This is a genomic window from Flavobacterium gelatinilyticum (assembly GCF_027111295.1).
Lineage (GTDB): Bacteria > Bacteroidota > Bacteroidia > Flavobacteriales > Flavobacteriaceae > Flavobacterium > Flavobacterium gelatinilyticum.
Window position 1 is genome coordinate 4,357,427 of sequence record NZ_CP114287.1, and the last position, 24,849, is coordinate 4,382,275.

15 protein-coding genes are annotated in these 24,849 nt (G+C 33.7%); 5 read left to right on the top strand and 10 right to left on the bottom strand.

The features are described from left to right. Nucleotides 1-3 precede the first annotated feature (3 nt). On the top strand, nt 4-771 hold the full coding sequence (locus OZP11_RS18720; protein ID WP_281232030.1) for a TIGR03915 family putative DNA repair protein: 768 nt from the start codon (nt 4-6) through the stop codon (nt 769-771). Between the two features lie 375 nt (nt 772-1,146). On the opposite strand, the gene OZP11_RS18725 is transcribed toward OZP11_RS18720, so the two are convergent. Next, the gene (locus OZP11_RS18725; protein ID WP_281232031.1) at nt 1,147-2,613 is read right to left on the bottom strand and encodes a glycoside hydrolase family 130 protein; all 1,467 of its coding nucleotides are present in this window, start codon (nt 2,611-2,613) and stop codon (nt 1,147-1,149) included. 334 nt (nt 2,614-2,947) lie between these two features. Here OZP11_RS18725 and OZP11_RS18730 point away from each other — a divergent pair, with 334 nt between their 5' ends. After that, on the top strand, nt 2,948-3,550 hold the full coding sequence (locus tag OZP11_RS18730) for a 5'-methylthioadenosine/S-adenosylhomocysteine nucleosidase family protein (RefSeq protein ID WP_281232032.1): 603 nt from the start codon (nt 2,948-2,950) through the stop codon (nt 3,548-3,550). Nucleotides 3,551-3,700: 150 nt separating this feature from the next. After that, entirely contained in the window at nt 3,701-4,108 is a 408-nt protein-coding gene (locus tag OZP11_RS18735) for a helix-turn-helix domain-containing protein (RefSeq protein ID WP_281232033.1), read from the top strand. Between the two features lie 87 nt (nt 4,109-4,195). Here OZP11_RS18735 and OZP11_RS18740 read toward each other — a convergent pair whose 3' ends face one another. The 8 genes from OZP11_RS18740 to OZP11_RS18775 all read right to left on the bottom strand — a co-directional run bounded on the left by OZP11_RS18740 (nt 4,196) and on the right by OZP11_RS18775 (nt 22,836). Further along, nucleotides 4,196-4,567, bottom strand: a complete 372-nt coding sequence (locus OZP11_RS18740; RefSeq protein WP_281232034.1) for a hypothetical protein — start codon at nt 4,565-4,567, stop codon at nt 4,196-4,198. A 74-nt stretch (nt 4,568-4,641) separates the two neighbouring features. Beyond that, nucleotides 4,642-4,989 carry a hypothetical protein gene (locus OZP11_RS18745; RefSeq protein ID WP_281232035.1) on the bottom strand — a complete coding sequence of 116 codons (348 nt, stop codon included), beginning with the start codon at nt 4,987-4,989 and terminating at the stop codon, nt 4,642-4,644. A 147-nt stretch (nt 4,990-5,136) separates the two neighbouring features. Continuing rightward, the gene (locus OZP11_RS18750) at nt 5,137-5,622 is read right to left on the bottom strand and encodes a hypothetical protein (protein ID WP_281232036.1); all 486 of its coding nucleotides are present in this window, start codon (nt 5,620-5,622) and stop codon (nt 5,137-5,139) included. Nucleotides 5,623-6,271: 649 nt separating this feature from the next. Next, a complete protein-coding gene (locus OZP11_RS18755) occupies nt 6,272-11,143 on the bottom strand; it encodes a DUF6443 domain-containing protein (protein ID WP_281232037.1) in 4,872 nt (1,623 codons plus the stop codon). Between the two features lie 61 nt (nt 11,144-11,204). Further along, the gene (locus OZP11_RS18760) at nt 11,205-14,495 is read right to left on the bottom strand and encodes a hypothetical protein (protein WP_281232038.1); all 3,291 of its coding nucleotides are present in this window, start codon (nt 14,493-14,495) and stop codon (nt 11,205-11,207) included. After that, complete coding sequence (locus tag OZP11_RS18765; RefSeq protein WP_281232039.1) at nt 14,449-17,646, bottom strand: hypothetical protein; 3,198 nt, start codon at nt 17,644-17,646, stop codon at nt 14,449-14,451. Before OZP11_RS18765 ends, OZP11_RS18760 begins: the two co-directional genes overlap by 47 nt. A gap of 73 nt (nt 17,647-17,719) precedes the next feature. Continuing rightward, nucleotides 17,720-20,902 (bottom strand): hypothetical protein, encoded by a 3,183-nt coding sequence (locus OZP11_RS18770; protein ID WP_281232040.1) that lies wholly within the window; start codon nt 20,900-20,902, stop codon nt 17,720-17,722. Nucleotides 20,903-21,360: 458 nt separating this feature from the next. Then, nucleotides 21,361-22,836, bottom strand: a complete 1,476-nt coding sequence (locus OZP11_RS18775) for an aminotransferase-like domain-containing protein (RefSeq protein WP_281232041.1) — start codon at nt 22,834-22,836, stop codon at nt 21,361-21,363. A 70-nt stretch (nt 22,837-22,906) separates the two neighbouring features. On the opposite strand from OZP11_RS18775, the gene OZP11_RS18780 reads away from it, so the two are divergent. After that, a complete protein-coding gene (locus OZP11_RS18780) occupies nt 22,907-23,371 on the top strand; it encodes a GNAT family N-acetyltransferase (protein WP_281232042.1) in 465 nt (154 codons plus the stop codon). A 40-nt stretch (nt 23,372-23,411) separates the two neighbouring features. Beyond that, the gene (locus OZP11_RS18785) at nt 23,412-23,948 is read left to right on the top strand and encodes a GNAT family N-acetyltransferase (protein ID WP_281232043.1); all 537 of its coding nucleotides are present in this window, start codon (nt 23,412-23,414) and stop codon (nt 23,946-23,948) included. A gap of 58 nt (nt 23,949-24,006) precedes the next feature. Here OZP11_RS18785 and OZP11_RS18790 read toward each other — a convergent pair whose 3' ends face one another. Further along, a complete protein-coding gene (locus tag OZP11_RS18790; protein ID WP_281232044.1) occupies nt 24,007-24,849 on the bottom strand; it encodes a DUF4249 domain-containing protein in 843 nt (280 codons plus the stop codon).

Consider the following 24,849-nt stretch of genomic DNA (forward strand, 5'->3'; position numbering starts at 1 on the left):
CTCATGACGCAATTAATTTACGATAGCACGTACGAAGGATGGCTTACGGCAGTATTCGAAATTTATGAATACAAACTGACAGATGTTGTCTTCATAACCGATGAATTTTCGAGTACACGGCTGTTTGCAAAAACGCATTTGGTAATGACCGATATTGCAAAGGCGAAACGTGTTTTAACCGGACTCAGACAACGCCTTTCTGCAGATGGTCTTGAAAAAATATATTATGCTTTTCTGTCAGGATCAGAACAGATCGAAGAAATTTTGTTCCGATTTGTAAAATATGTCTTTGAAAGTTCTGAAAATATAGAAGGAGATTTAAGCAATCCCGAAGTTGCAGCAGTTAGAAAAGCGGCGCATTCTACAGGAAAAGAAAGTCACCGAATGAAAGCTTTTGTTCGGTTTAAATTAACAAAAGACGAATTGTATTATGCCATTATCGAACCCGACTGCGATGTATTGTCTTTGATTCAAAATCATTTTAAAAACAGATATGCTGACCAGCGCTGGCTTATTTATGATGCAAAACGCAAATATGGGGTGTATTATGATCTTGAAAATATTTCAACGGTACAAATACAGTTTAATGCCAATACATCTTCTGCTTTAGCCGAAATCAACGATGAAGAAGAAGAATTTTTTCAGAATCTCTGGCGCCGTTATTTCAGCAGTGTAAACATAGAATCCAGAAAAAACACCAAACTTCATTTGCAGCATATGCCAAAACGATATTGGAAAAATCTAACAGAGAAAATTCCAAATCTAAAGTAAAATCTATGCAATTATAAAATGAACATTTTAAGCACATAGAAGCATAGATTTCAGACATAAAAAACAGCAAAACCCGGCTATGTTAATTCAGACCAGTGAAACGCCTTTTTTAAGTTTAAAGAACTATGTCTCTATGTGTTAAAAATATAATTATAACCCGTTGAATGCAATTGTTTTCTATGTAAGATTTAAAAATTATAACACGGATAAAACAGATTTGCTTCGCAAAAACGCGGATATAACTGATTTATACATTAAATAAAAAAAATCCGTGAAAATCCGCGTCTTCGTGATAACGAATTCGCCTAATCCGCGTCAAAATATATAATTTTTGAATTACACCCAACGGGTTAATTATATTCAACAGATTAAATTCTATTTACTTTTCTTTAAAGCATCCAGCAATTCTGCCAGATCGACTACGCCGTAAGTTGACGAATAATCAGAAACAGCATAAGGTAATATAAGACTGTTATTGTGAATAATAGCGCCGCAGGAGTAGACCACATTGGGTACATAACCTTCGCGTTCGTCTTCAAGAGGCGAGAGCAGCGGTTCTTTTAATCGGCCGATTTCTTTAGACGGATCATCAAGATCAAACAACGAAGCTCCTATGCAATAACGACGCATTGTACCAACACCGTGCGTAATTACAAGCCAGCCTTCTTCGGTCCAAAGAGGAGAACCGCAGTTTCCTATCTGAGTCAGTTCCCACGTATAACGAGGTTCCTGCAGCAGGATTGGATTATTCCATTGTGTTGGCCTTTCAGAATACATAATATAATTGTTTACACCATCAATACGGGCGAGCATGGCATATTTGCCTTTTATCTTTCGCGGAAACAAAGCCAGGTTTTTATTCTGTGCTCCTGTACCGTGCAGAGGCATTACTCTGAATGTGTAAAAATCTTCGGTAGAAATTAATTTCGGTAAAATCGCATGTCCGTTATAAGCGGTATAAGTCGCCATAACGCGAACCGAATTATCATCATCAACAAAACGAACAAAACGGGCATCTTCTATACCGCGGCTTTCAGAATCGGAGATAGGGAAAATAACACGTTCTGTAATATCAGAATCGTGTTTGAACTGCAAATCATAAAACGAATTCGCCAGCCAGAGCATTTCTTCAAGCGCTGTTCTTCGTTCCTGACGAATCAACGGATCGTTTAAAGCCGTTTCCAGCATATTTTTTAATACAGCAAATTCAAATTCTTCAGGCAGATCCTGCATAATCTGTGCGATGTATTTATCATGAGTATGCATTTCGAACAATTTTGATAAAAATCGTTCTTTGTTGAATAAGGTTTTGTGCTCAATTTCGGCCTTGTCGATATGATGGCCTATTTTCATAATCTGCAGATTGTTGTTTTTATCGAGGATTCCTCTTCTAAAAACAATCGAAGAAATATGACCTTCTCCCGTAGCACGGAAAGAAATAATAACACGTTTTTCACCGGCTTCTAATCCAGACTGGTCAAAATCCTCGACTATCGAAGGGTTAAAAATCGCAGCCGATTCTATCGCATATTCCATTGTACAATACGAACCAATCAGCATTTTCCGGTTCAGCGACATGGCTTCATAATCAATCTGCATGGCCTCGATAAGATCACGGATTCTTTCGCAGTGTCTAAAAAATATGGCTGAAATATTACGGTGTCTTCGGGCAAATTCCCTAAGCGTTTGTTCTAACGTTTCTATTACTTGTTTTTCGTCCAGTAACATGATACGAAGTACCATCTGCTGGGTTCTTTCGTTGCCGTTCATAAAGTAACGGGCAACAACTCTTCTGGAATCGGGGGTAAATTTTATGTTTTTTCTGGTGACTGATACTCGCATATTTTTATTTTTAATTAAGAAAACAAGAGCATTTTTATAGTTAAAACATATTGGGCAGAAAGAAAAACAAAACCTGCGTATAATAAGATTTCTATTGGCTTCGAACTTGTTTTTGTAATAACAAGTTACTGAATTTGTTAAAGAAAAAAAACTTAATTTTTTATTAAAATTACTAAACAATCTTTTAATTTGTAGTTTTTTATTCTGATAATGAGTTAAATAGCTGAATTTGTTCTAAAGAATTGCGCTCAAACTTCATTCTAACGTTTCGGGGGTAGAAATGAGCAGCATAATTTTTTAAACGTATTTTTGCAGACAGAAATTATAATAACCCATGATAAAAATTAACCCAAAAGAATCTTTTGCAAAAGCGGATATTCTGTTTTCTTTTGCATTGGAATCTGAAGCTGCCGAAGTTTTTCGCGGACAAAATACTTTAATTACCGGAATAGGAAAAGTCAATGCAGCGTATGAATTATCAAAAGCAATTCAGCAAAAAAGACCTTCTGTAATTATCAACCTCGGATCTGCCGGAAGCAGCTGTTTCCAAAAAGGCGAAGTAATCTGCTGTACCAAATTTGTACAAAGAGACATGGACGTTCGCGGATTGGGTTTTGCGCTATACGAAACCCCATTATCCGGTCTGCCTCCGGTTCTCGAATATGGTCTGCTGATGGACGGTTTGCAGGAAGGCATTTGCGGAACAGGCGATAACTTCGAAATGGGACATTGTTCCGACGCTTATAATGTAGTAGATATGGAAGCCTATTCATTAGCCATGATTGCAATGAAAGAGAATATTCCGTTTTTATGCCTGAAATATGTTTCAGACGGTGCCGATGATAATGCCGCCGAAGACTGGACCGTTCAGGTTCATAAAGCCGCAATCGCGTACGGAAAAATTTTAGGTTTAATTGAAGAAGATATTTTGAGTTAGATTAAAATATTCCTGTCTGAAAAATTGTACTTTTGTTTTTGAAATCAAACAAATACATATTTTGCTGATTCGTTTTCCGTATCGTACAGAATAGAATATGTAACCTACATATTCTGTAAATTTTATATTCTTAATTATTATCTTTGAGCTATGAGCACAATAACAAAACCAAGTCACATAGGGCGAAAAATCAGCCGTATCCGTGAAATGAGAGATATGAAGCAGGAAGCACTGGCACAGGCGCTTGGAACAAACCAACAAGCGATTTCTGCAATGGAAAACAGTGAAAATGTCGATGAAGAAAAACTGGTTGAAGTAGCCAAAGCTTTAGGCGTAACAGTTGAAGCGCTTAAGAATTTTTCTGAAGAAGCGGTATTTAGTTATTTTAATAATTTTTATGATAACAGCCAGGGAACTATAGGGAATCATTACTGTACCTTTAATCCTTTGGACAAATTAATCCAATCTCACGAAGAACAGATTAAACTCTACGAACGTTTAGTTCAGGCAGAAAAAGATAAAGTTGAATATTTAGAAAAATTAGTAAAAGATAAATAGGCTTTTATAAAAAGATATATTGATGGGAAAAGAGACTTTTATAAGGTCTCTTTTTTTTGCATTTTGTTATCTAATGATTTAACGAAACTATTTAATTTCAATCCAACGGCTTGTCTCTAACTGCTTTTCAAATAAGAAAACTAACTGCTTCTTTTTCATAATAAAAAACTTTTCTCTTGCATTATCTTTTTCTATAAGTTTCAACGTATCATTATTAGTTTTCCATGAGCCATTAGTTGTTATTACCTTAAAAGGAATATTTTTTCGCGCATTTCTTTTTGAAGTAAATTTTTGTTCAAATAGATAATAAGATTTGTCATCTGATAATTCCAAAATCATTACGTTATACGAATACCCTAAAGCATCATGAGCCTCTATGACACTTCTAAAAATTCTATCCTTTTTTTGAGCATAAACAACACAAAGAGGAAAGAAAAGTAGAATAAAGATTTTTTTCATACGAGATTGTTTTGTTTTTTCTCTAGTGGATGGTACGCCTTCTGCTGGCGCGAGCGTCTCGCTCGTGCTTATCGTCAATTATAAACCTTTCCTTCACACTCAAAATTAAATTTGAGAACAGTATCTTTTTTATGTACGCTAAAAATAAGTTCGTTTTTCTTCTTAATGATAGTATCGCCTATTTCTATATAGGATTTATAACTTGCCCACCATAAATCACTAGTAGGCGATTTACAATCACACTCTTTTTTGGTGATTGGATTAATGCCTTTATAACCAAATCTTCCGTCATGAATGCCTGGCATTTTTTTTACAATTAACAAACATTCATCTTCTTTCATGTCTTTGGCTGCGACATCGCAGTCGCCTAATATTCCACATGAATATAAAAATAAGCAACAAATAAAAATAATATATTTCATAGTATGGAATGGCTTTTTTATTTTGAATGCGTTCACGAGCGAGACGCTCGCGCCAGCTAGAGGCATTTAAAATAGTTAAGGGTGCCAAAATGAACCTTTAACTTTGTATTCAATATTAGCATATCAACGCCAAATAAGATCAAAATCTTAATAAGAAACATCATTATATTTTTTCAAAATTTTTGTTCCGATTTCAGTAGATTTCCAAATTTCAATTCTATAATAATCATTGTCAACATCATTTGCTAAATCTGTTTCCAGTACACTATTAAAATTTGATCCATAAACTCGAACTCTATAGTTGCCTGGCTCAAGTTTTAAAGATAGCTCTACATGATTGTCTGGGCAGTTTAATATTTGCACATCACCTGATGCTATATAAATACACCCCTCAACAATATGATCATATAACTCATAATTTATATTAGCGTTCGGCTTATCTAATATTTCAATTTCTCCTTTTACATTTCCATAGCATTGCGTACCAATACCAACAACTCCTTTATCTAGAGCCAAATGAGAAAAAAAAGCTTCCTCATTCCAGAACTCACTTGGATCAATTTCAGCTTTTATTACAGCGTCCTCAAGATAAAATTGATTGTATTCGGTATAAAAATTAAATTTATGTTTCATGTTTTTTTATATAGATTACATTAAGTCTCTTTATGCTGGCGCGAGTGCAATGTTATTAAGTTAAGAGATTTTTGATTGTAGATTAACAGTTTTTGATTTCGAATTTTAACATTGATAATAAAAAAGATGCTGTTTCCTGTCCTCAAACATCTGAAATTATAAGTTGTTAAGCAGAAATCTTCAATCAAATCATCATTTATCCCTTAACTTAATGACATTGTGCTCGTGCCAGCAGGAGGTATTTGCCATTGCAAAAATTACATTTTATTTTCATGACCTAATTTGAAACACTAAGGTATGGCAAAAGCAATTTAAGGCTTATTAAAATACAAAAAACGAAAGAGACGACCTGCCGGCTGTCTCTTTTTCTATTCAATAATTAAAGGTTAAACTTATTTTTCAGTCAGTTAAGTGGTTAAACTATAAAAACACCTACTCTGATACACTATCCTTTTTTTTAAGACAATATATTCCTAATGCTAAATCAAATATTATACCTGAATAAATTATAAAATATTGTTCTGTAGATAAACAAGGAGGACAATTATGTTGATCTAAACAAGGTTCGCATAAAGGTTGATAATAATAATAGAGAGATATTAATGAAAAATTAACAATTAGTATTTTGATAAAACAATTTCTAATTACTTTATTTATTAGGTCTACCATTGATTTCATATCTAAATTCTTTATCTTTATTATTTTTATCTTTTGACCACTCATCATATGCTTTCATAGCGTCTAGTAGAATTCCGTCTATATTCCTTTGCTGTACTTTCCCTTTTGGTCCTTTTGCCATTATATTGCTTCCCCATCCAGAATTTGGTCCTCTTTCATCTGTATATCTATCTATTAAGCCTAATAAATGTCCTACTTCATGAGGAGCTGAATCATCTTGAGCTAAAGTTTTTCCACTTCTTCCAGTGCTTTTCCATTTACCTTCATCACCATCTCTTACATAGGATCTTTCTACGTCATCGTTTACTTCGATGAAATTATCTCTATTATCTGGATCCCAATTCTCTGGTATTATGAAAGGATCATTTTTTTCTTTTCCTTCATATAGTCCCACTTTTACCTTTACATTCACTTTAAAATACTGTTTTCCATCCAAAGATTTTGAGCTAAATGTTCCTCCCCATTTTGCATTTATATCTTTTTGCATTTGAGAAACCACAGATTTTGTAGCACCTTCACCATATAGATATACTTTTGAAGATATTGTTATCTGTCCTCCTTTTATAACTATAATCCCATCTTTACCATCAGGATCCATAAAAATTACTGGATTTGCATTACAGTATAAGAACGGAGTTTGGCTAGGATTTTTCTCCGCTAACGGGTCTATGTTCATCCATCTACTAAGTGCAGGGTCATAATTTCTTGCTCCATAGTCGTAAACATTAAGCTGTAACTCGTCTTGTAATTCTTTTCCATTGTATTTATACCTTTGCGCGATACTGTTACCAAGTGTTATATTATTGACATAGTTGTACCCCTTATGCTTTAATCCAAAAGGATAATAATTGTTTTCTTCCTGAATAGCCAGATTTTTATCATAACTTAAACGTACATTGCCAAGGTGATCTTTGTATTGGTAAATATAATCAAAAGCTCCGGAATTATAAGAGATATAGCCTTCCGGCTGTGAGAAAAATTTCAATAATCCTCCTTCGTAGATAAATCCTCCAGCGTAATCTGTGGTAATAGTGTTAGCAATTTTTCTTTGTTTTACTCCAGTTGCGTCATAAACGTAATTTATATTTTGCCCTGCTATAGTCACAATAGTTGGCAGATTAAGATGGTTGTAACTTATGGCGGTAATACCTTTGTTTGTGTCGGTTTTCATATTGCCGTTTACATCATAAGTATAATCTATAGTTGTGTCTGCTCCTGTGCCTGTATAATCATCTTTGAAACCATAGGTTTTATTACCGGTATCGGATACAATTTGAAGTTGGTTTCCTTTATCATAGGTATAAACCAGATTATCCATTGTACCAAAATGTGATGGGTTAGTAACAACAGGAACGATGGTTCCGCCCACTAATTCTCCCATTCTTACCAAATTGGTTATATTGCCGTTTTTATCATAATTTATACTTTCATTGAATTTGTTTAAATTATCGTCGGCTTTTAGCAAGCGGTTTAATTTATCATAAGTGTACGTATAGCTTTTTAAACTGGTATCGGAATTGGCCGTTTTCCAGGAAGTCTGACTGATGTTTCCGTTATACAAACGTTTTAAATTATCTGCTGCATCATTGTAATTAATTTGAAAAGCAAATAAATCAGTACCCATTGCATTTACATCGTTAATGTTTTTAAGCCAGCCTCTTATATTATATTTATAGTCAATAGTCTGTAGTCTGTTTTGAGATTCTTTTCCTCCCACAGCTTTGCTTACCAGTTGTCCTAGTTCGTCATAAGTGTTAACAGCTATGACTTCGGCTGTAGCGGCGCCATTAATGGCTTGCGTTTGTTTAGTCAGTCTGCCTGTCTGATCATACGTAAATGTATCTGTTATAGTAGTGGTAACATTGCTTCGGGTATGTTTGGAGATAGTCTGCATTATTTTGCCCACAAAGTCAAATTGGCTTTGTACTATATCTGTAGTAATCAGATAATCATTTTTGCTGTAACTGTAAATAACTCTGCTTTTGTCATCGTAATAATTCCAGTTGGTAATCCAGTTATTGGTTGTTAAAATACGTACTTTACTTCCTGTAGAAAGCCCTTTTGTATTTGTTATTGCACCTATTGAGGAAATATCAACCGGGATACTGTCAAAGCTATAATCGTCATAATAGTTTATTGTAAACAAGCTAATATTTGCGTCATTATTGTTTGGGAAAGTAGTGTTGCTGTAATATACAGTTGTTCCGTTGATAGTGTTAGCGCTTTGTTTTGTTTCAAAACTGACAGTATTTGCATCTGCCAAAAGCTGTACATCCGGACGTGTTGTTTTTACAGTATTTGTATATTCCCCTGTATAAACAGTTCTGTTAAAAACATCGTATTTAGTAAACAGCCATTTTTTGTTTTCTCTTAAATTGGCATCCTGTGTTAAAATTGGTCTGTCTTGCTTGTCGTATACAATATATTCCCATCCTTTTCCGGGTAATTTTTTTTCGATAAGTCTGTTTCTTTTGTCATATACATATTGGTAACATAAATTGTCTAAAACTGTTTTGTTCCCATTATCGATTATGGCCGAAAAAGTACTGCCTGCTTTTGCATGAAAACCAGTAGTAAGCGTAATAGAATTGGATGCTTTTAAATGTAATGGAGAAGAAGGGGCAGGCTCAATTACGGCAGTTGATGTTAAATTTGCATTGATGATATTAGCAGAACCTAAAAGATCTACAGCTTTAGGCGGAATAACAAAACTAAGATTCCCAAAATCATCATATACGTAATAAGTGTCATGTCTTTCGTTAGTGGTTCCTTTTTCTACTGTACCGTATGTTCTTTTTAGAATAATCTGTCCTTCTTTATTTTTGAATTCTATTGTTGAACCGTCCGACTCAACAGGATTGGCGGCAGTATTTTCATCATAAGTGCTGTTTTTGTATAGTACATTTTTGGTGTACAATCCGGAACTTTTTAATACAGGTACATAGATATTGTTTTCTAATAAGAATTCCACTGTAAAAAGTTTTACAGCGTCAGCATCAGTATTGGTTTGATATTTTAGTTTTATTTCATGACCTTCTCCAAGTTTCCAGCTGTTACCGGGAGCTGCCTGTTTTAAGACCCTGTTAAGAGGGGAAGGTTCAAAATCTTTTTCGGAATATGGGTTTGGTGCAGCAGCATTTATATCTGCAGGATATTTTGTTTTATAATAAGTTTTCGCTGCCAGATCAATATCTGCTGTTCGAAAAGCACCACAGTCGTTTCCATCTGTATAAGGGAGATATTCTTTAGTTTGTCGTCCAAAGTCATCATAATCGATATGAGTAATGATATCCTTATAAGTACCTCCGCCGCTTCGTATGGCTATTTGCTGCTTTGGTCTTCCTAGTCCATCATAATAGGTAATAGATTCCTGTTTTTGATTATTGGCAAGGGTTGCTATATCAGTTGTTTTGATTAGAGGTATAATCGTATGAACATAGTTTTCGTTGCTGATTCCTGAACATACAAACGGTTGTAAATTGATTACTATATTGGCTGAAGGGGCTGAAGTACAACCTGCTGAGGTGGTAACCGTAAGGTTGTGAACTAACCCTGCTTTTAACCCTGTAATAGTTGCGCTTGTACCGGATCCGGAGATATTTCCTGGATTAATTTTCCAGCCATTATTTGGTAAACCTGACAATAAAACACTTCCTGTAGCAGTAGTAAGTGTAGGATGTGTTATAGTTCCTACAATAGGCGGAGCAGGTGTGGCAGGCTGTGCATTTATTATTACTGCCGCCGATGGAGGAGAAGTGACTGTTCCTGATACTGCTTTGAAGGTATAGCTTCCCTGCGGTGCCATTACTTTGGCGCCTAAAATAGTTACTCCCGTAGATGGTGAAGCAGTATAGGTGTATGAAGAGTTGTAATTTGTAATTGTAAATTCTCCTTTACTGTTAATACAGTTAGGTTGTGTAACAGAACTCAAAAGAGGAGCTGTTAAACTCGAAGACTGTGCATTGATGACAATATTTGCAGAAGCTGCAGAAGTACATCCGGTAGAATTAGTTACAGTGAAATTATAAGTAGTTGCGGGGCTTAGTCCTGTTATAGTTTTTGTATCTCCTGTTCCTGTAATATTACCCGGATTAATAACCCAGTTACCTGTGGAAGGGAGTCCGCTTAAGGTAACACTTCCTGTAGGAGTTGTTACGTTTGGCTGTGTAATACTGCTCACAATTGGAGCTCGTACACCAATAAAATATTGCACACTGCTTGAACTGTCACTCCACGTAAGGCTGCCGTTATTTCGTCTTGCTCTTAAAAAATATTCTGTTCCCGAAGTAATAGTTATAGTAGAAGCAGAGTTTGCAGTACTTGTGCCAGTTGGGGTGCTTTGCCAATACCAGGTAATATCCTGACCGCCGGTACGAACATTTCCGGGAGGATTACTTCGTTGTAATACGACCTGATTGCAGCCTGAACTTAATACAGTTGGAGCATCGGGCGTTGACGGGCTTGAAAGAACTGTTACATTTAATTCTGCATAATATTGATCGGATTCTCCTTGTCTTTTATACGTGACATATACTTTTTCCTGATTAGGAGAACCGTCCCAGTAAATTTCGGCATCAGGCTGGTAGTTTTCATTTATATACGTAAGAACTGTTCCGTTATTTACAGCCATCCAGTTAAAATTGTTATACATAGTGCTTGATGGAGCATTATTGTCCATAGCATCTTTTAAAGAGTACGATACTATATCGCCATAGTGAACAGTTGTTGGACCGGTTAGATATAATTGACCGGTAGATTGTGCCTGAATTTTTGATGTGTTAAAGAAAATAAGCACCATCAATACAATAAAGGCAATTGTATTTTTTAATTTATTACTTATCATTTTTATGTTTTGATTTTAAAATATCAAGTTTTTTTCTTGATATTTTTGATTTTGATTCTTTTTAGTTTGTATAATTATATTTATAAACAGAAAGGATTTTTTCTTCTTTGTCTTTAATTTGTTTTAATCGGCTATAAGTGTCATATTCATAATAAGTGGTGTATTCTTTTGGGTCTGTCGCACTTGTAATTCCTATTAAAGGATCATAAGTATATGTTGTTACCATAGCATCAGGAAATCCATCTCTAAGAAGTTTTAGTTTTGAAATTAAGTTAATTTCAGTGGTTTTGGTATTTTCTCCGGCAGATGCAGCAATGGCATTTGTGATTAAGGTCTGCTGAGCATTAGTTATACTGTTAGGAAGTCCGGTAGAATACGTAGCGTTTTCAATTTTTGCAATAGGATACTTCTTGTCATAGCCCCATACAAAGCAGGTTGTAATTTTTCCTTTGGATGTAATTTGTATTGGGTTACCATAATCATCATAGAGATCGTAAGTAATTTCGGAATTAGAACTGTAGCGTGTATCTTTTACAGATCCATTAAAATTCGTGAATCCGGAATAAGGAACGGGTATATTTAATTCTGTTAAAGATTGTTGAGCAGGGACAAAATTATTGTCACTTTTTTTATAGGTGAGTAAAGTACTGCTGGTTACTTTATCATTTTTTAAAGAAACTTTTTCAATGAGAGGAGATATAATATTTGCATCAGACATTTGACTGTATACTCCTGTATTAATATTGAATGGATATAAGAACTTTTGGGCAATATTTTCTCCTCTAGAGGTTAATGTTTTGGTTTCTTTTATAAAAGCAGGCTTTTTATTATCAAATGTATTTGTCGTGGTTTGTACAATACTTGTCCCGTCGTTAAAAAATATTTCTTCTGTAATCCTGTTTAGATTTTCTACTCCGATAGTATATTTCTGAACTTTATAACCAAAAAAGGAACCTGGGTTCTGTATTACTTGCTCTAATTCTTCAGATGAAGTTCTTATAGATTGTTTTCCGTCTTTTATATCAAATCCAATGAAATCTTTGAACTTAAATATTGAAAGATCGTAAAATTCGTCTGCTATTTGCGGGACATAAGAATAATCAGTTTGTTTTACTCTGAAGTATGTTCCGTTATTTTCTTTTTTGAATTCTATTTTTTTATAAATATTATTTCCGTACCAGTAATTAGAGGGATCAATTGCTAGTTTTTCTTTTTGAAATTTAAAAAGGCGTGTATCAAATATATACTCTCCTCTTGCCGGAGTGTTAGTTTCGTAATAATTTTCAATTTTACCGATATTATTATTTATGTCTCCAACATACTCTGTCACTTTGCTATATGATACAAGATTGTTTAAAAAGGTATAATAATATCCAGGGAAAAAGCCTTTAATGTATCTGGTACTAAAAGTGCCATGACCATAATCTTGAGCAAAGTATGGTGTTCCTGTTTCACCATCCCAATACACATTAGTATCCCTTATGTAGTATGTTGTAGCTTTTTCTTCAAAAGCATTGTAAATATTAGTGTCTGGTTTAAGATAACTGGGGATTTGCCCAATGCCATCTTCATTCTCACCATAGGTAAATTCTCTTTTTTTTAGGAAACGGCCATTTTTATCTCTATCAATGATATTTAATATCCTCAATCCTCCACATTCTTTTGTGGTTATATCTTTGTATTTATTGCTTTCATAATCAAACGTACTTGTACCTCCCGTTGGGTAAGTAATTGATTTAACCATGCCAATTTTCATATCTTCTAAACTACTATATCTATCTTGACCACTTCCAATTTCTCTAAGAAATAATTGCGATATATTACCCCTGCATGAAGGATACATGAAATAAATCTGTGCTGTATCTTTTTGTATTACATTTTCAACTTTAGAATTATAATATCCCCAGTAATCAGCACTATTTGATAATTTATTGACATTTGGTATTTTATCTAGATTGTAGTAGTCGAATTCATACTTTTCTATAATCTCGGTGGCACTGCCTTTAATGTTAATCGATTTTAGATAGCTTGGACCACTAGTAAGTTTTACGTCAAAATCTGCCTGTCTTATAATATTATTGTTATTTGTTATTTCAATTTTGTTTAATATTAACTCGTTTATATCACCAGTTCCTTTTTTGTATGAAAAATTTATATTTAAGTTGTTATACGAGATTTTAGAAATGTAATAACTATCATTATTGGAAACAGTCGGTTCATTGTAGTTTCTTACAAAATATCCCCCAGAATCATACAAGGTAGACTCCAATGCGCTAAATAAAAGAGAGTTACGAAGTGCTCCTGGGCAATCCAATTTACTGAAGTAATTATCGAAATTATCCAATTGATCATTGATTATTACCGGAACAAGGGGGCTCTTTGTATGTGTAACTGTGAAAATATATTCAAATTTTATAACATCTTTCTTATTTGGAGATGTTATTGATGTTAGGTGCCATGTATTAATGTGATCAAAATCAGGCGTATATTCGTAGTAATATTTGTCTACATCACTCTTGCCAAATGTATAGATATAACCTTCATCATCAACGATCTCAAATTTAGAAAAGATGAATTTGTTATCATAACCATTTCCTACTGAAGGATTATTTAATTTATATGGCTTATAAGGCATAAATGAAGCAGATTTGTTTCCATTATCATCTTTTAGTATGAATTTTCCACTTTGTCCAGTAGGAAGAGAAAAAGTGAAAATGTCATATTCAGTATCTTCATAAGTACCAACACCTGCAGGCAGTCCAATGTGTTGTAAGCCTAAGTCCTGATAGATTATGTTGTTATTAAAGTACCCTTTATCTGACGCGCCGCCATACAATGTTTTCCAATCAGGAATTAAATACTGATTAATACCTTGCTTATGAGGTCTCTGTTCATCAGGATAACCTCGCACTTCACGACTTATAAAACCGCTTGTATTTAAAGCCCATTTTAAACCAAGCATCCCATTTTCTGCGACGTCAGCTTTAAGGCCAGAAGGATGAAACATTAATTTAATAGGTAAAGTTTTACCTGCAAATGGTAGGTCGTAAATAGGAACATTAATATCAACTAGTCCCCTTGATAGATCTACAGGATAGTCAGCGAATTGCTTTAAGAGGTGAACCTGTGGAGATTTAAATTTTTCTTCGGTTAAATTTTGTGGATTTGCTATCGTTGATTGAGCAAAGCCTTCTAGTGATAATAATGCAATAAAAGACAAGAGGTATTTCATAATTTTTGAATTTGGTAAGTAATTAGTAATAGTGTTTTTTAATAAATTTTGTATTGCTTCTTTATGATTTGTTTTAATTGGTGTAGTTGTATTTATTAGCAGAAAGAATTTTCTGGTCATTATCTTTAACTTGTTTCAGACGACCGTACGTGTCATATTCATAATAGGTAGTGTATTCTCTTGGATCTGTCATACTTGTTATTCCTATTAAAGAATCATAAGTATAGGTTGTCACCATAGCATTGGGAAAACCGGCTCTCAAAAGTTTTAGTTTATTAATTAGATTACTTTTTGCTACAGGAGTGTTTTCTCCATATGACGCAGATACAGCATTGTTTATAAGGGTTTGCTGTGCAGTCGAAATACTGTTAGTCTGGCCAGTTAAAAAACTTGCATTTTCAATTTTAGCAATAGGATATTTTTTATCGTATCCCCAGATATAACATATTGATGCTTTCCCTTTTTGAGTGATTTGAATAGGGTTGCTACGATCATCGTAAAGATCATAAGTAATTTCAGGGCTGGATCCATAATGTAAATCCTTCGTTATTCCGTTAAAAATTGAAAATTGGGATAAAAGTATTGGTGTGCTTAATTCAGTAATATAATTTTGATCAGGAACAAAATTTTCATCACTTTTTTTATAAGTAAGTATAGTACTGTTAATTATTTTTCCATTTTTTATGGTTGTTTTTTCGACTATAGGAGAGAGAACGTTTGTATTAGACATCTGGCTGTAAATCCCAGTATTGATATTAAAAGGATATAGGAAGTTTTGTGCCAGATTTTCACCTCTGGAATTCGAAGAGGAAGATTTCTTTACAAATGATGGCTTGTTTATATCGTATTCATTAGCCGTAGTTTGCACAAGACTTGTTCCGTCATCAAAAAATAATTCTTCTCTTACTGAAATTAAATTTTCGGCACCGATCGTATATTTCTGGCACTTATATCCAAAATAAGAGCCAGGATTATCTTTTATACGCTGTAACTCTTCTTTTGCAATTGTTCCGTTCTCAGATCTTGATTTGTTTCCATCATTCATTGCCATAAAACCGTTAAATCTTTTGTAAGTAAAAATCGAAACATCATAAACTTCATCTACGATATTCTCGTCATAACTATAATCTGTTTTTCTTACTTTAATGTAAAGGTTATCTACTTTTTTATATTCGATTTTCTGGCTTAAATTATTTCGGCACCAAAAATTAGAGGGATCAATGGCAAATTTGTTTCTTTTGTAGGTAAAATAACGAGTGTCAAAGTTGTAATCCAGAACCATTGGAACATTGTTTGAATAGTAATTTTCAATTTTACCAATATTATTAGCAGAATCACCTATATATTCTGTTACTTTGTCATAGTGTACCAATTTGTTTAAAAAAGTATAATAACGTAAAGGAAAATACCCATTAAAAATTCTAGTTTTATAGGTAACATCGGCTGATTCATTTCTAAAATATGGACTCCCGTCAGAAGCGGTTAAAATAACTTGGTCTACAATATGCCATTCTGCAGCAGTTTCTTCCATTTCATTTTTAGTATATAAATCTGGAAAAAGATAACTGGGTATCTGACCTATTCCATCTTCATTTAATCCATATTTGTATTCCTTTTTCTTTATCTCTGTTCCATTTTTATCTTTTTCAGTTATGCTTTTAATTCTTAGACCTCCACAGTTTTTAATTGGATTGTCGCCAACATTATATAAAGACATAATTTTATTACCTTCATATTCAAATTCACTTTTTCCTCCTGTTGGATAAGTAATTGTTTTTAGCATTCCAATCTTCATGTCTTCAGGATTGCTGAAACGGTCATTGTTCACACCTATTTCATTTGTAAATCTCATGTTTGCTGGTCCTCCTATACATCCAGCTACAGGATTCAAAAATGCAATATTTACAGTTTCTTTTAAAATTAAATTTTCAACTTGCGAATTATAATATCCCCAATAATCCGCACTATTCGTTAATTTGGTTGCATTGGGAAGCTGATTTAAGTTGTAATAATCAAATTTGTATTTTTCAATTGTTTGATCATTTTTGTCGTTAATCTGAAATGAATTTAAGTAACTCGTTTCCGTACCAGGACTTGTAATGTCAAATTTTATTTTTTTTAAAATTTCGATGTTATTTTTGATCTCAATATTGTTCAGCAGAAATATATTAATGTCACTGGAGGTTCTTAAATAATTAAAATTAATGACTAAATCATTGTAGGTTATTTTTGACAGAATACATGCTTCCTGATTCATATGCGGGGGCATATTGTAATTCTTTACAAAATAATTTCTGTGTAGATCCCAGCCGATCTCATTGTATAAAACAGAATTGTGACAATATCCAAGATCATCCGAAAAATAATCCATTGCGGTAGTTAATTGATCATTTATAATAACGGGTGGCAAAGTACTATTTCCATTTACCGAAGTCTTTGTATATTCGAACTTGATAACATCCTTTTTATTTGGAGCTGTGATTGAATTTAAAACCCAGCAGGTGGTCGAATTATAATCTTGATCAACTTCATAATTAGGTTGATTTGTACTATTTCTTCCAAATTGATAAACATATCCTAAATCATCTGTTAGTTCTAAAGATATGATATACAGACGGCTTTTATAAAGAGATTCGGTTGTGATATTAATTTTATAAGGCTGATAAGGCATAAATGCTGCAGTTTTACTGCCATTTATATCTTTCAATATAAATTTTCCGTTTTTTCCGTTTGGTAAAGAAAATGTAAATATGTCATATTCAGTATCTTCATACTTACCATAAACACCCGGCATACCTAATTGGCTTAAATCTTGGGATTGAAAAATCACGTTATTAGAGGAATAACTGTCATCGTTAGTTCCTCCGTATAAAGTCATCCAATCCGGAGTATACCATTCTCCATTTATACCTTGTTTGTGAGCATTTCTTTCATCTGGATATCCTCGAACTTCGCGGCTTATAAATCCGCCAATATTCATTACCCACTTAAGGCCTAATATTCCATTCTCAGTTATATTTGCTTTGAGACCAGAAGCATGAAATTTAAGGTTTAAAGGAATTTTAATATCTCCGAAATTTATTTCATAAAGCGGTAATGAAATATCTACTAAACCACTTGATAAATCAACCGGATAGTCAGCAAATTGTTTTAAAAGATGTACCTGAGGAGATTTTATTTTTTCCTCTGCCATATTCTGAGGATTTGCTATTGTTGATTGAGCAAAGCCTTCTAGTGATAATAATGCAATAAAAGACAAGAGGTATTTCATAATTTTTGAATTTGGTAAGTAATTAGTAATAGTGTTTTTTAATAAATTTAGTATTGCTTCTTTATGATTTGTTTTAATTGGTGTAGTTGTATTTATTAGCAGAAAGAATTTTCTGGTCATTATCTTTAACTTGTTTCAGACGACCGTAAGTGTCATATTCATAATATGTAGTGTATTCTTTTGGATCTGTCACACTTGTTATTCCAATTAAAGGGTCGTAAGTATAGGTCGTCACAATAGAATTAGGAAAACCTTCTCTTAAGAGTTTTAATTTAGCTATAAGTGCGGTTTCCGAAGTTTGAGTATTTTCATTAGCACTAGCTATTACTGCATTGTTAATGAGGATCTGCTGAGCAGCTGTTATGCTATTGGTCTGCCCAGCAGTGTATGTGGCATTTTCAATCTTTGCGATGGGATATTTTTTATCATATCCCCATATATAACAAACGGTTGCTTTTCCTTTTGACGTAATTTGTGTAGGGTTGCCATAATCGTCGTAGAGATCATATGTAATCTCTGGATCAGAACTGTAATGTATATCCTTTGCGGATCCGTTAAAATTTGTAAATCCGGAGTAAGAAAAAGGTATATTTAGTTCTGTTATAGAATTTTGATGAGGTACAAAATTAGTATCACTTTTTTTATAACTAAGCAAAGTACTGCTGATCACTTTATCATTTTTTAGGGAAATTTTCTCAATAACGGGAGAGATAACATTTGCATCAGACATCTGACTGTATACTCCTGTATTTATATTAAACGGATATAAGAATTTTTGAATAAGGTTTTCTCCTTTTGATGTTGATGTTATTGTTTCTTTTATAAATGTTGGTTTGTTAGGATCGAATGAGTTGGTTGTGGTTTGTATTAGGCTTTTTCCATCAAGAAAAAATTCTTCTTTTATTGAGCTTAAGTTTTCAACTCCAACAATATATTTTTGGACTTTATGTCCAAAAAATGAACCGGGGTTTTGTCTAACTCTTTCTAATTCTACAACAGCAGTTTCTACAGATTCTTTACCACCGTTTATATCGTAGCTGATAAAATCTTTGAATCTAAATATTGAAAGATCGTAAAGTTCTTCAGTTATTTTTTCAGTATAGAAATAATCTGTTTGTTTAACTACAGAATATAAACCATTTTGCCCGCTTTTGTATTCTATTTTTTTATTGATATGATTGCCGTTCCAAAAATTAGAAGGATCTATCGTAAGCTTTTCTCTTTGAAATTTAAAATTACGTGTGTCAAACTCATAATCATTTTGCAATGGAATATTGGATTGATAATAATTTTCAATTTTCCCAATATTATTGCTCTCATCTCCAATATATTCTGTAACCTTATTGTAAGCTACAAGGTTATATAAGAAGGTGTAAAATTTGCCAGGAAAAAAACCTGTAAAATATCTTGTTCTATAAGTTCCTTCTCCTTGGTCAAGTGGTAGGAACGGAGTTTGTGGATTTGACCAATATATATTAGTATCTCTAATATAATATGTAATTGCCGTTTCTTCAAAAAAATTACGAATATTAGGGTCAGGTTTTAGATAATTTGGAATTTCACCAATACCATCTTCATTTTCACCATATTTGAATTTTCTTTTTTTGAGAATATTTCCATTTTTATCTTTTTCAATAGTACCAGTTATGCGTAATCCTCCACAATCTCTTATTATGTTGTTGTCTTTATATTGATTACCACTGTACTCAAAAGTAGTTGTTCCGCCTGTAGGATAAGTAATAGATTTAAGCATTCCAATTTTCATGTCTTCAGCATTGCTATATCTATTACTGCCGCTGCCAATTTCATTTCTGTACCGTTGCTGTACAGCACCCCTGCAAGATGGCGGCATCCAATAAATATCGACAGTATCTTTGAGTATTACGTTTTCTACTTCAGAATTATAATATCCCCAATAATCGGCGCGATGGGATAATTTATCCACAGTTGGAAGTCTGTCCAGATGATAATAATCGAAACTATATTTTTCTATTATTTTATCAGTATTATCTAAAAAACCAACAGATTTTAGATAGCTTGGTTTTTCATAAGAATTAGGCTCATACGGAAACCTTTCAATGTTAAATTGCACCTTTTTTAAAATTCTATTGTTTTTAGAAATCTTTATACCATTTAATTTTACATTTAGATGTCCTGCATATGTAAAATCAGCAACAAAGTCATTGTAAGTTATTTTAGATAAGTAAAATGCTTCTTTATCAATTAAAGGAGGCATATTGTAATTTTTTATAAAGTAATTATAGGTATAATACAATTGTGATTTTGTTGCACTAAAAAGAGGAGAATCACGCCATGCATCTGGACACTCAAGCTGGTTGTAATAATTCAGAAATTCATCAAGCTGGTCGTTAATTAATACTGGAGTTAGAAGACTATTTAGATAAGCTCTGTTGAAATTATATTCAAATTTAATAATGTCTTTTTTGTTAGGAGAAGTTATAGATGTTAAAAGCCAGCAATTAATATATTCATAATTAGGAGAGTTTTCGTAATAATTTACATTTGAATCATTTTTCCCAAAGCTATAAATGTAACCTTCATCATCTATGATCTCAAATTTAGCAAATCTATTTTTGTCTGGACTGCCACTGCCATTTTCAATTAAAGGATTGTTTAGCTTGTAAGGCTTATAGGGTATAAATGAGGCTGATTTATTGCCGTCATTATCCTTTAAAATGAATTTACCGCTTTGTCCATTTGGTAATGAGAAGGTAAATATATCATATTCTGTATCCTCATATTTACCTACACCACTCATTCCAATATATTGTAGTCCGTCATTCTGATAAACCCTATTATTATTAAAATACCCTTTATGAGCTGACCCTCCATACAATGTCATCCAATCGGGTGCGTAAGATGAGTTATTAATACCTTGTTTGTGATTTTTAATTTCATCTGGATATCCCCTAACTTCACGGCTAATAAATCCTCCAATATTTAGAGCCCATTTTAAACCAAGCATTCCATCTTCGGAAGCATCAGCTTTAAGACCTGAAGCATGGAACATTAAATTAATGGGTATCGTTTTATTCGCAAAAAGAATATTGTAAATAGGAATAGTAATGTCTACTAATCCCTTTGATAAATCTACGGGATGGTCAGCAAATTGTTTTAAAAGATGGATTTGTGGAGATGAAAATTTCTCCTCTACTAAACCTTGAGGCGCGGCTATTGATTGACAAAAGCCATTTACTGATAGTAATGCAGTGACAAATAATAAAATTTTGGTCATAAATTAAAAAGGTGTCGTTAGAGAGTATTTTGATAACTAAAGAAAAGAGGTTTAGTCTTAATTTCAGATCATTAAGAGTATTAGATTTTATACGATATTGACAAGTTCTGAACAAATATTTTATTCAAAAGGGTTAATGTAATTTTCAGATTTGGAAATGAAACGAAACACGAAGAGAGATGGACTTTTTATTTTGATTGTTGAAAATATTCTTATTCTCTACAAGAAATAAAAGTCTTTTTATTCGTGTTAATTTGTGTTAAATGTAAATATAATAATCTATTATTTAAGTATTAATCGTGTATTTTTTACAATTATAATACTGGTTGTTTTTTATTTTATTTAATATACTGTAAATGAGTGTTTTGTGTGGCTTTGAAAAGAATAGTGATCAAAGGGATTCTTATCATTTCTGTCCTTTTTTGATTCAAAAAGCAGAAATAAAGAGGAAAAAAATCTCAAACAATCCCCTTCAAAATCTCAATTCCTTTACTCAATTCTTCTTTAGAAGAAGAAGCAAAACCAAGTCTTGTTCCGTTTTCGTTGTAATTTGGATATTGATGTGCTTTTCCATCCGAGAAATACAGACCTTTTTTATAAGCATCTTTGGCTAATCGTTCCAGATTGATCGATTTGTCGAATTTAGTCCAAACCGTCATTCCTCCATGCGGAATTGAAAAATCTATAATATTTCCTAATTCGCTTTTTAGCAAGTCGCAGAAATGATTTCGTTTGTCTTCATAAACGGCAAGCGATTTTCTTAAATAACGCTGTACCGTACCATCGTTTATAATTTCGGCCATTGCATTGTCCAGAATGTGATCGCCCTGACGGTCAAGAAGCACACGGATGTTGGATAAATGTTGAATTACATTTTCAGGTGCTGCGAGATAACCTATTCTAAAAGCAGGCGAAAAACTTTTGCTGAACGAACCGCAGTAAATCACCATTCCGTTTTCGTCGGCGCTGGCAAGAGGCAACAGCGGACGATTGCTGTAGTGGAAATCAAAATCATAATCGTCTTCAAAAATAATAAAACCGTATTCGCTGGCGAGCTGCAGCAATTCGAGTCGGCGGTCGATGCGGAGCGATACTGTGGTAGGATAATGATGATGCGATGTTATATACACCATTCTCACTTTGTTTTTCCGGCAGATCTTTTTTAACTCTTCGATTACCAAACCACGTTCGTCAACCGGAATACCAATATGTTTGGCTTTTGCATGAAGGAAATTGTGTTCGGCGCGGCGCCATCCCGGAACGCCTGATACCACAATATCGCCCGGTTTTATAAGCGCATTGCATACCAGATTAACGCCCATAACGGTTCCTCGTATAGAAAGAATATTTCGGGCAGTTGTTTTTAGCCCCCGTGTTTCATTCAAATAACGAGAGATCGAATCTTTGTAAAATTCAGATCCTTCGGGATTGCCGTAACTTCCAAATTTGTCGTAAAGTCCGCTTCGGGTTAACTGATTGCGATACGCTCTGGAAAGTTCTTTCAGCGGCGCCAGTTTGGGATCGGGGAAACCATCATCAAAATGAAGATTGGTATTAGGAACTAAATAAGAGTTTTGTAAATACTCAGGAGTATCAAATGAAAATCCTGCCGCCTTTTGCGGTGAATTAGACTGATCGAGTAGTTTTTCGGGTTTTATTTCCGGAATATGAGAAGACACGAATGTACCTCGTCCTGTAAAACTTTCAAGCCAGCCCTGATTTTGTAATTCTTCAAAAGCTTTAGAAACCGTAATTCGGTTAATGCCAAAAAAGTAAGCAATATCTCTTGATGAAGGCAGTTTTTGTCCGCTTTTCAGGTTTCCTTGTTTAATAGAAGATAATATAATCTCAGCCAATTGCAGGTAAATGGGTTTCTCTGCAGTTGAATTCAACTTAACATTGCTAAAAATTACTTTTAAAATTGGACTATCCATTTTGAATAAATTGGTCTACAAATATAATCCAATATAGAGTTACTTTTGAACTAGTAAATATGAATTAGTTATGAAAGAAAACAATATCATAATCCGCAAAGCGGTTGAAGAAGACAGTGAAAAAGTCTGGGGTTTAATGCGGGATCTGGCAATATTTGAAAAATATATTGATGTTTTTGCCATTACTCCGGAGATTGTTCGTGAAAGCGGTTTTAAAAAAAGCCCGCCTGATTTTTACTGCATTGTGGCTGAAGATACTGCCGAAATTGCCGGAATGCTGGTTTACTATTTTCTGCCATACACGGCACAGAACAAACCCGCAATTTATTTAAAGGAATTGTATGTGGATGAAAAATACCGCGGACAAAAGATTGGCGAACAATTAATGAAAGCCCTGCACGAAGAGGCCAAATCGAATAACTGCGCTCAAATTAAATGGACTGTCGCACCGTGGAATGATGCTGGGAAAAAATTTTATGAAAGGCTGGGGGCAAACGAAAATAAAGACTGGTTAAACTACGAATGGAGTGTTTAATGTAAACAGATATTAAGTAATTTTATAAAAAAAAGAAGCTATGAGTTTTAATTTACAGCCCGTATTAGAAAATGAATTTTGTATTCTGTATCCTTTAGAAGAAAAGGATTTTGATGTTTTGTATCAGGCAGCTTCAGACCCTAAAATCTGGGAACAGCACCCAAACAAAGACCGATGGAAGAAAGAAGTTTTTGAAAAATTTTTTGAAGGCGCTGTAAAAAGTAAAGGTGCTTTTAAAATCGTGGATAAAGAAACCGGAGATGTAATAGGCAGTACGAGATTTTACGATCCTGATCCGGAGGATGAAAGCATTTTTATAGGCTATACATTTTATGCGGTATCACATTGGGGAAATGGTTTTAATCCTGCGGTAAAACGAACGATGCTGGAGTATCTTTTTCAGCACGTTTCAAAAGTTAAGTTTCATATTGGTTCTCTTAACCTTCGGTCGCAGATTGCCATTTCGAGATTAGGGGCCGAAAAAATTGGTGAAGAAGAAGTGGCTTACTTTGGCGAAGCACCAAAAATGAATTTTATATATCAGATTGAGAAAGTCAATTGGGAAAATAAGATGTAAATAAAAAGTCCTTAAACAGAATCGTTTAAGGACTTTTTATATTGCAAAAGATGCGGTTTTATTTCACTAAATAAGAAACAACATCGGCTTCGCAGAGTCTGAAATACCCCATGGCATAATTTTTAGAATCTGCTGTGTTCACGATATTTCCTCTAATGTTTCCGGGAGGAACAGAAAACGGATTTGAATTTGAAGCGTCCAGAATTAATTTCATATAATTAAAGAAGTTTTTAGAAATCCCTCTGTGTGTAATATCTAATGTATTGCCCGGCATCATGTCTTCGTGAGAATAGCGGGCTTTAATTTCATTTCCGTTATACAGCTCATCATCGGTATTTTCGTATTCCGGAAATATTAAAAATTCACTTCGGTAATCCGTCAGGTAAAAATTCTGCTGGTCCGCCGGATCGTTGTAATAAAAAGTAACTTCGATAACATCTTCACCTCCTCCAAAGTCAGGAACAAGAGCCTGTTCTATCTTCGTAATTGGCGTTACTGAGGTTAGTTTTTCTGATGCCGTAAAAGTTTGTCCTTCGGCCTGAACAAATAATTTGTATTCCATACCAATAACAGGAACAAAATCAGTGCAAACATATACACCGGCTTCGGTTTCATTAAAAGTAAAAACATTGCCGCTGCTGTTTTCAACTCGTACCTGTGCGCCTGAAACTTTTGGTGTTGAGGTACTGTAATAAGGTGCCGTTTTGCTGATTTTTATGGTTTGTTCGTTTCCGGTAGTTCCTTTTTTCCAGATTATTTCAGCATCGATTACCAGTTTGGTTTCTCCGGCATCAAGATCAAGGTTTACAACATCCTCGCATGATGTGAAAGAAAAAACGAAAAGAAGACTTAGTAATGCAAGCGCTTTGTTCATTATAGTATATTGTTTTAATCTGTTCAT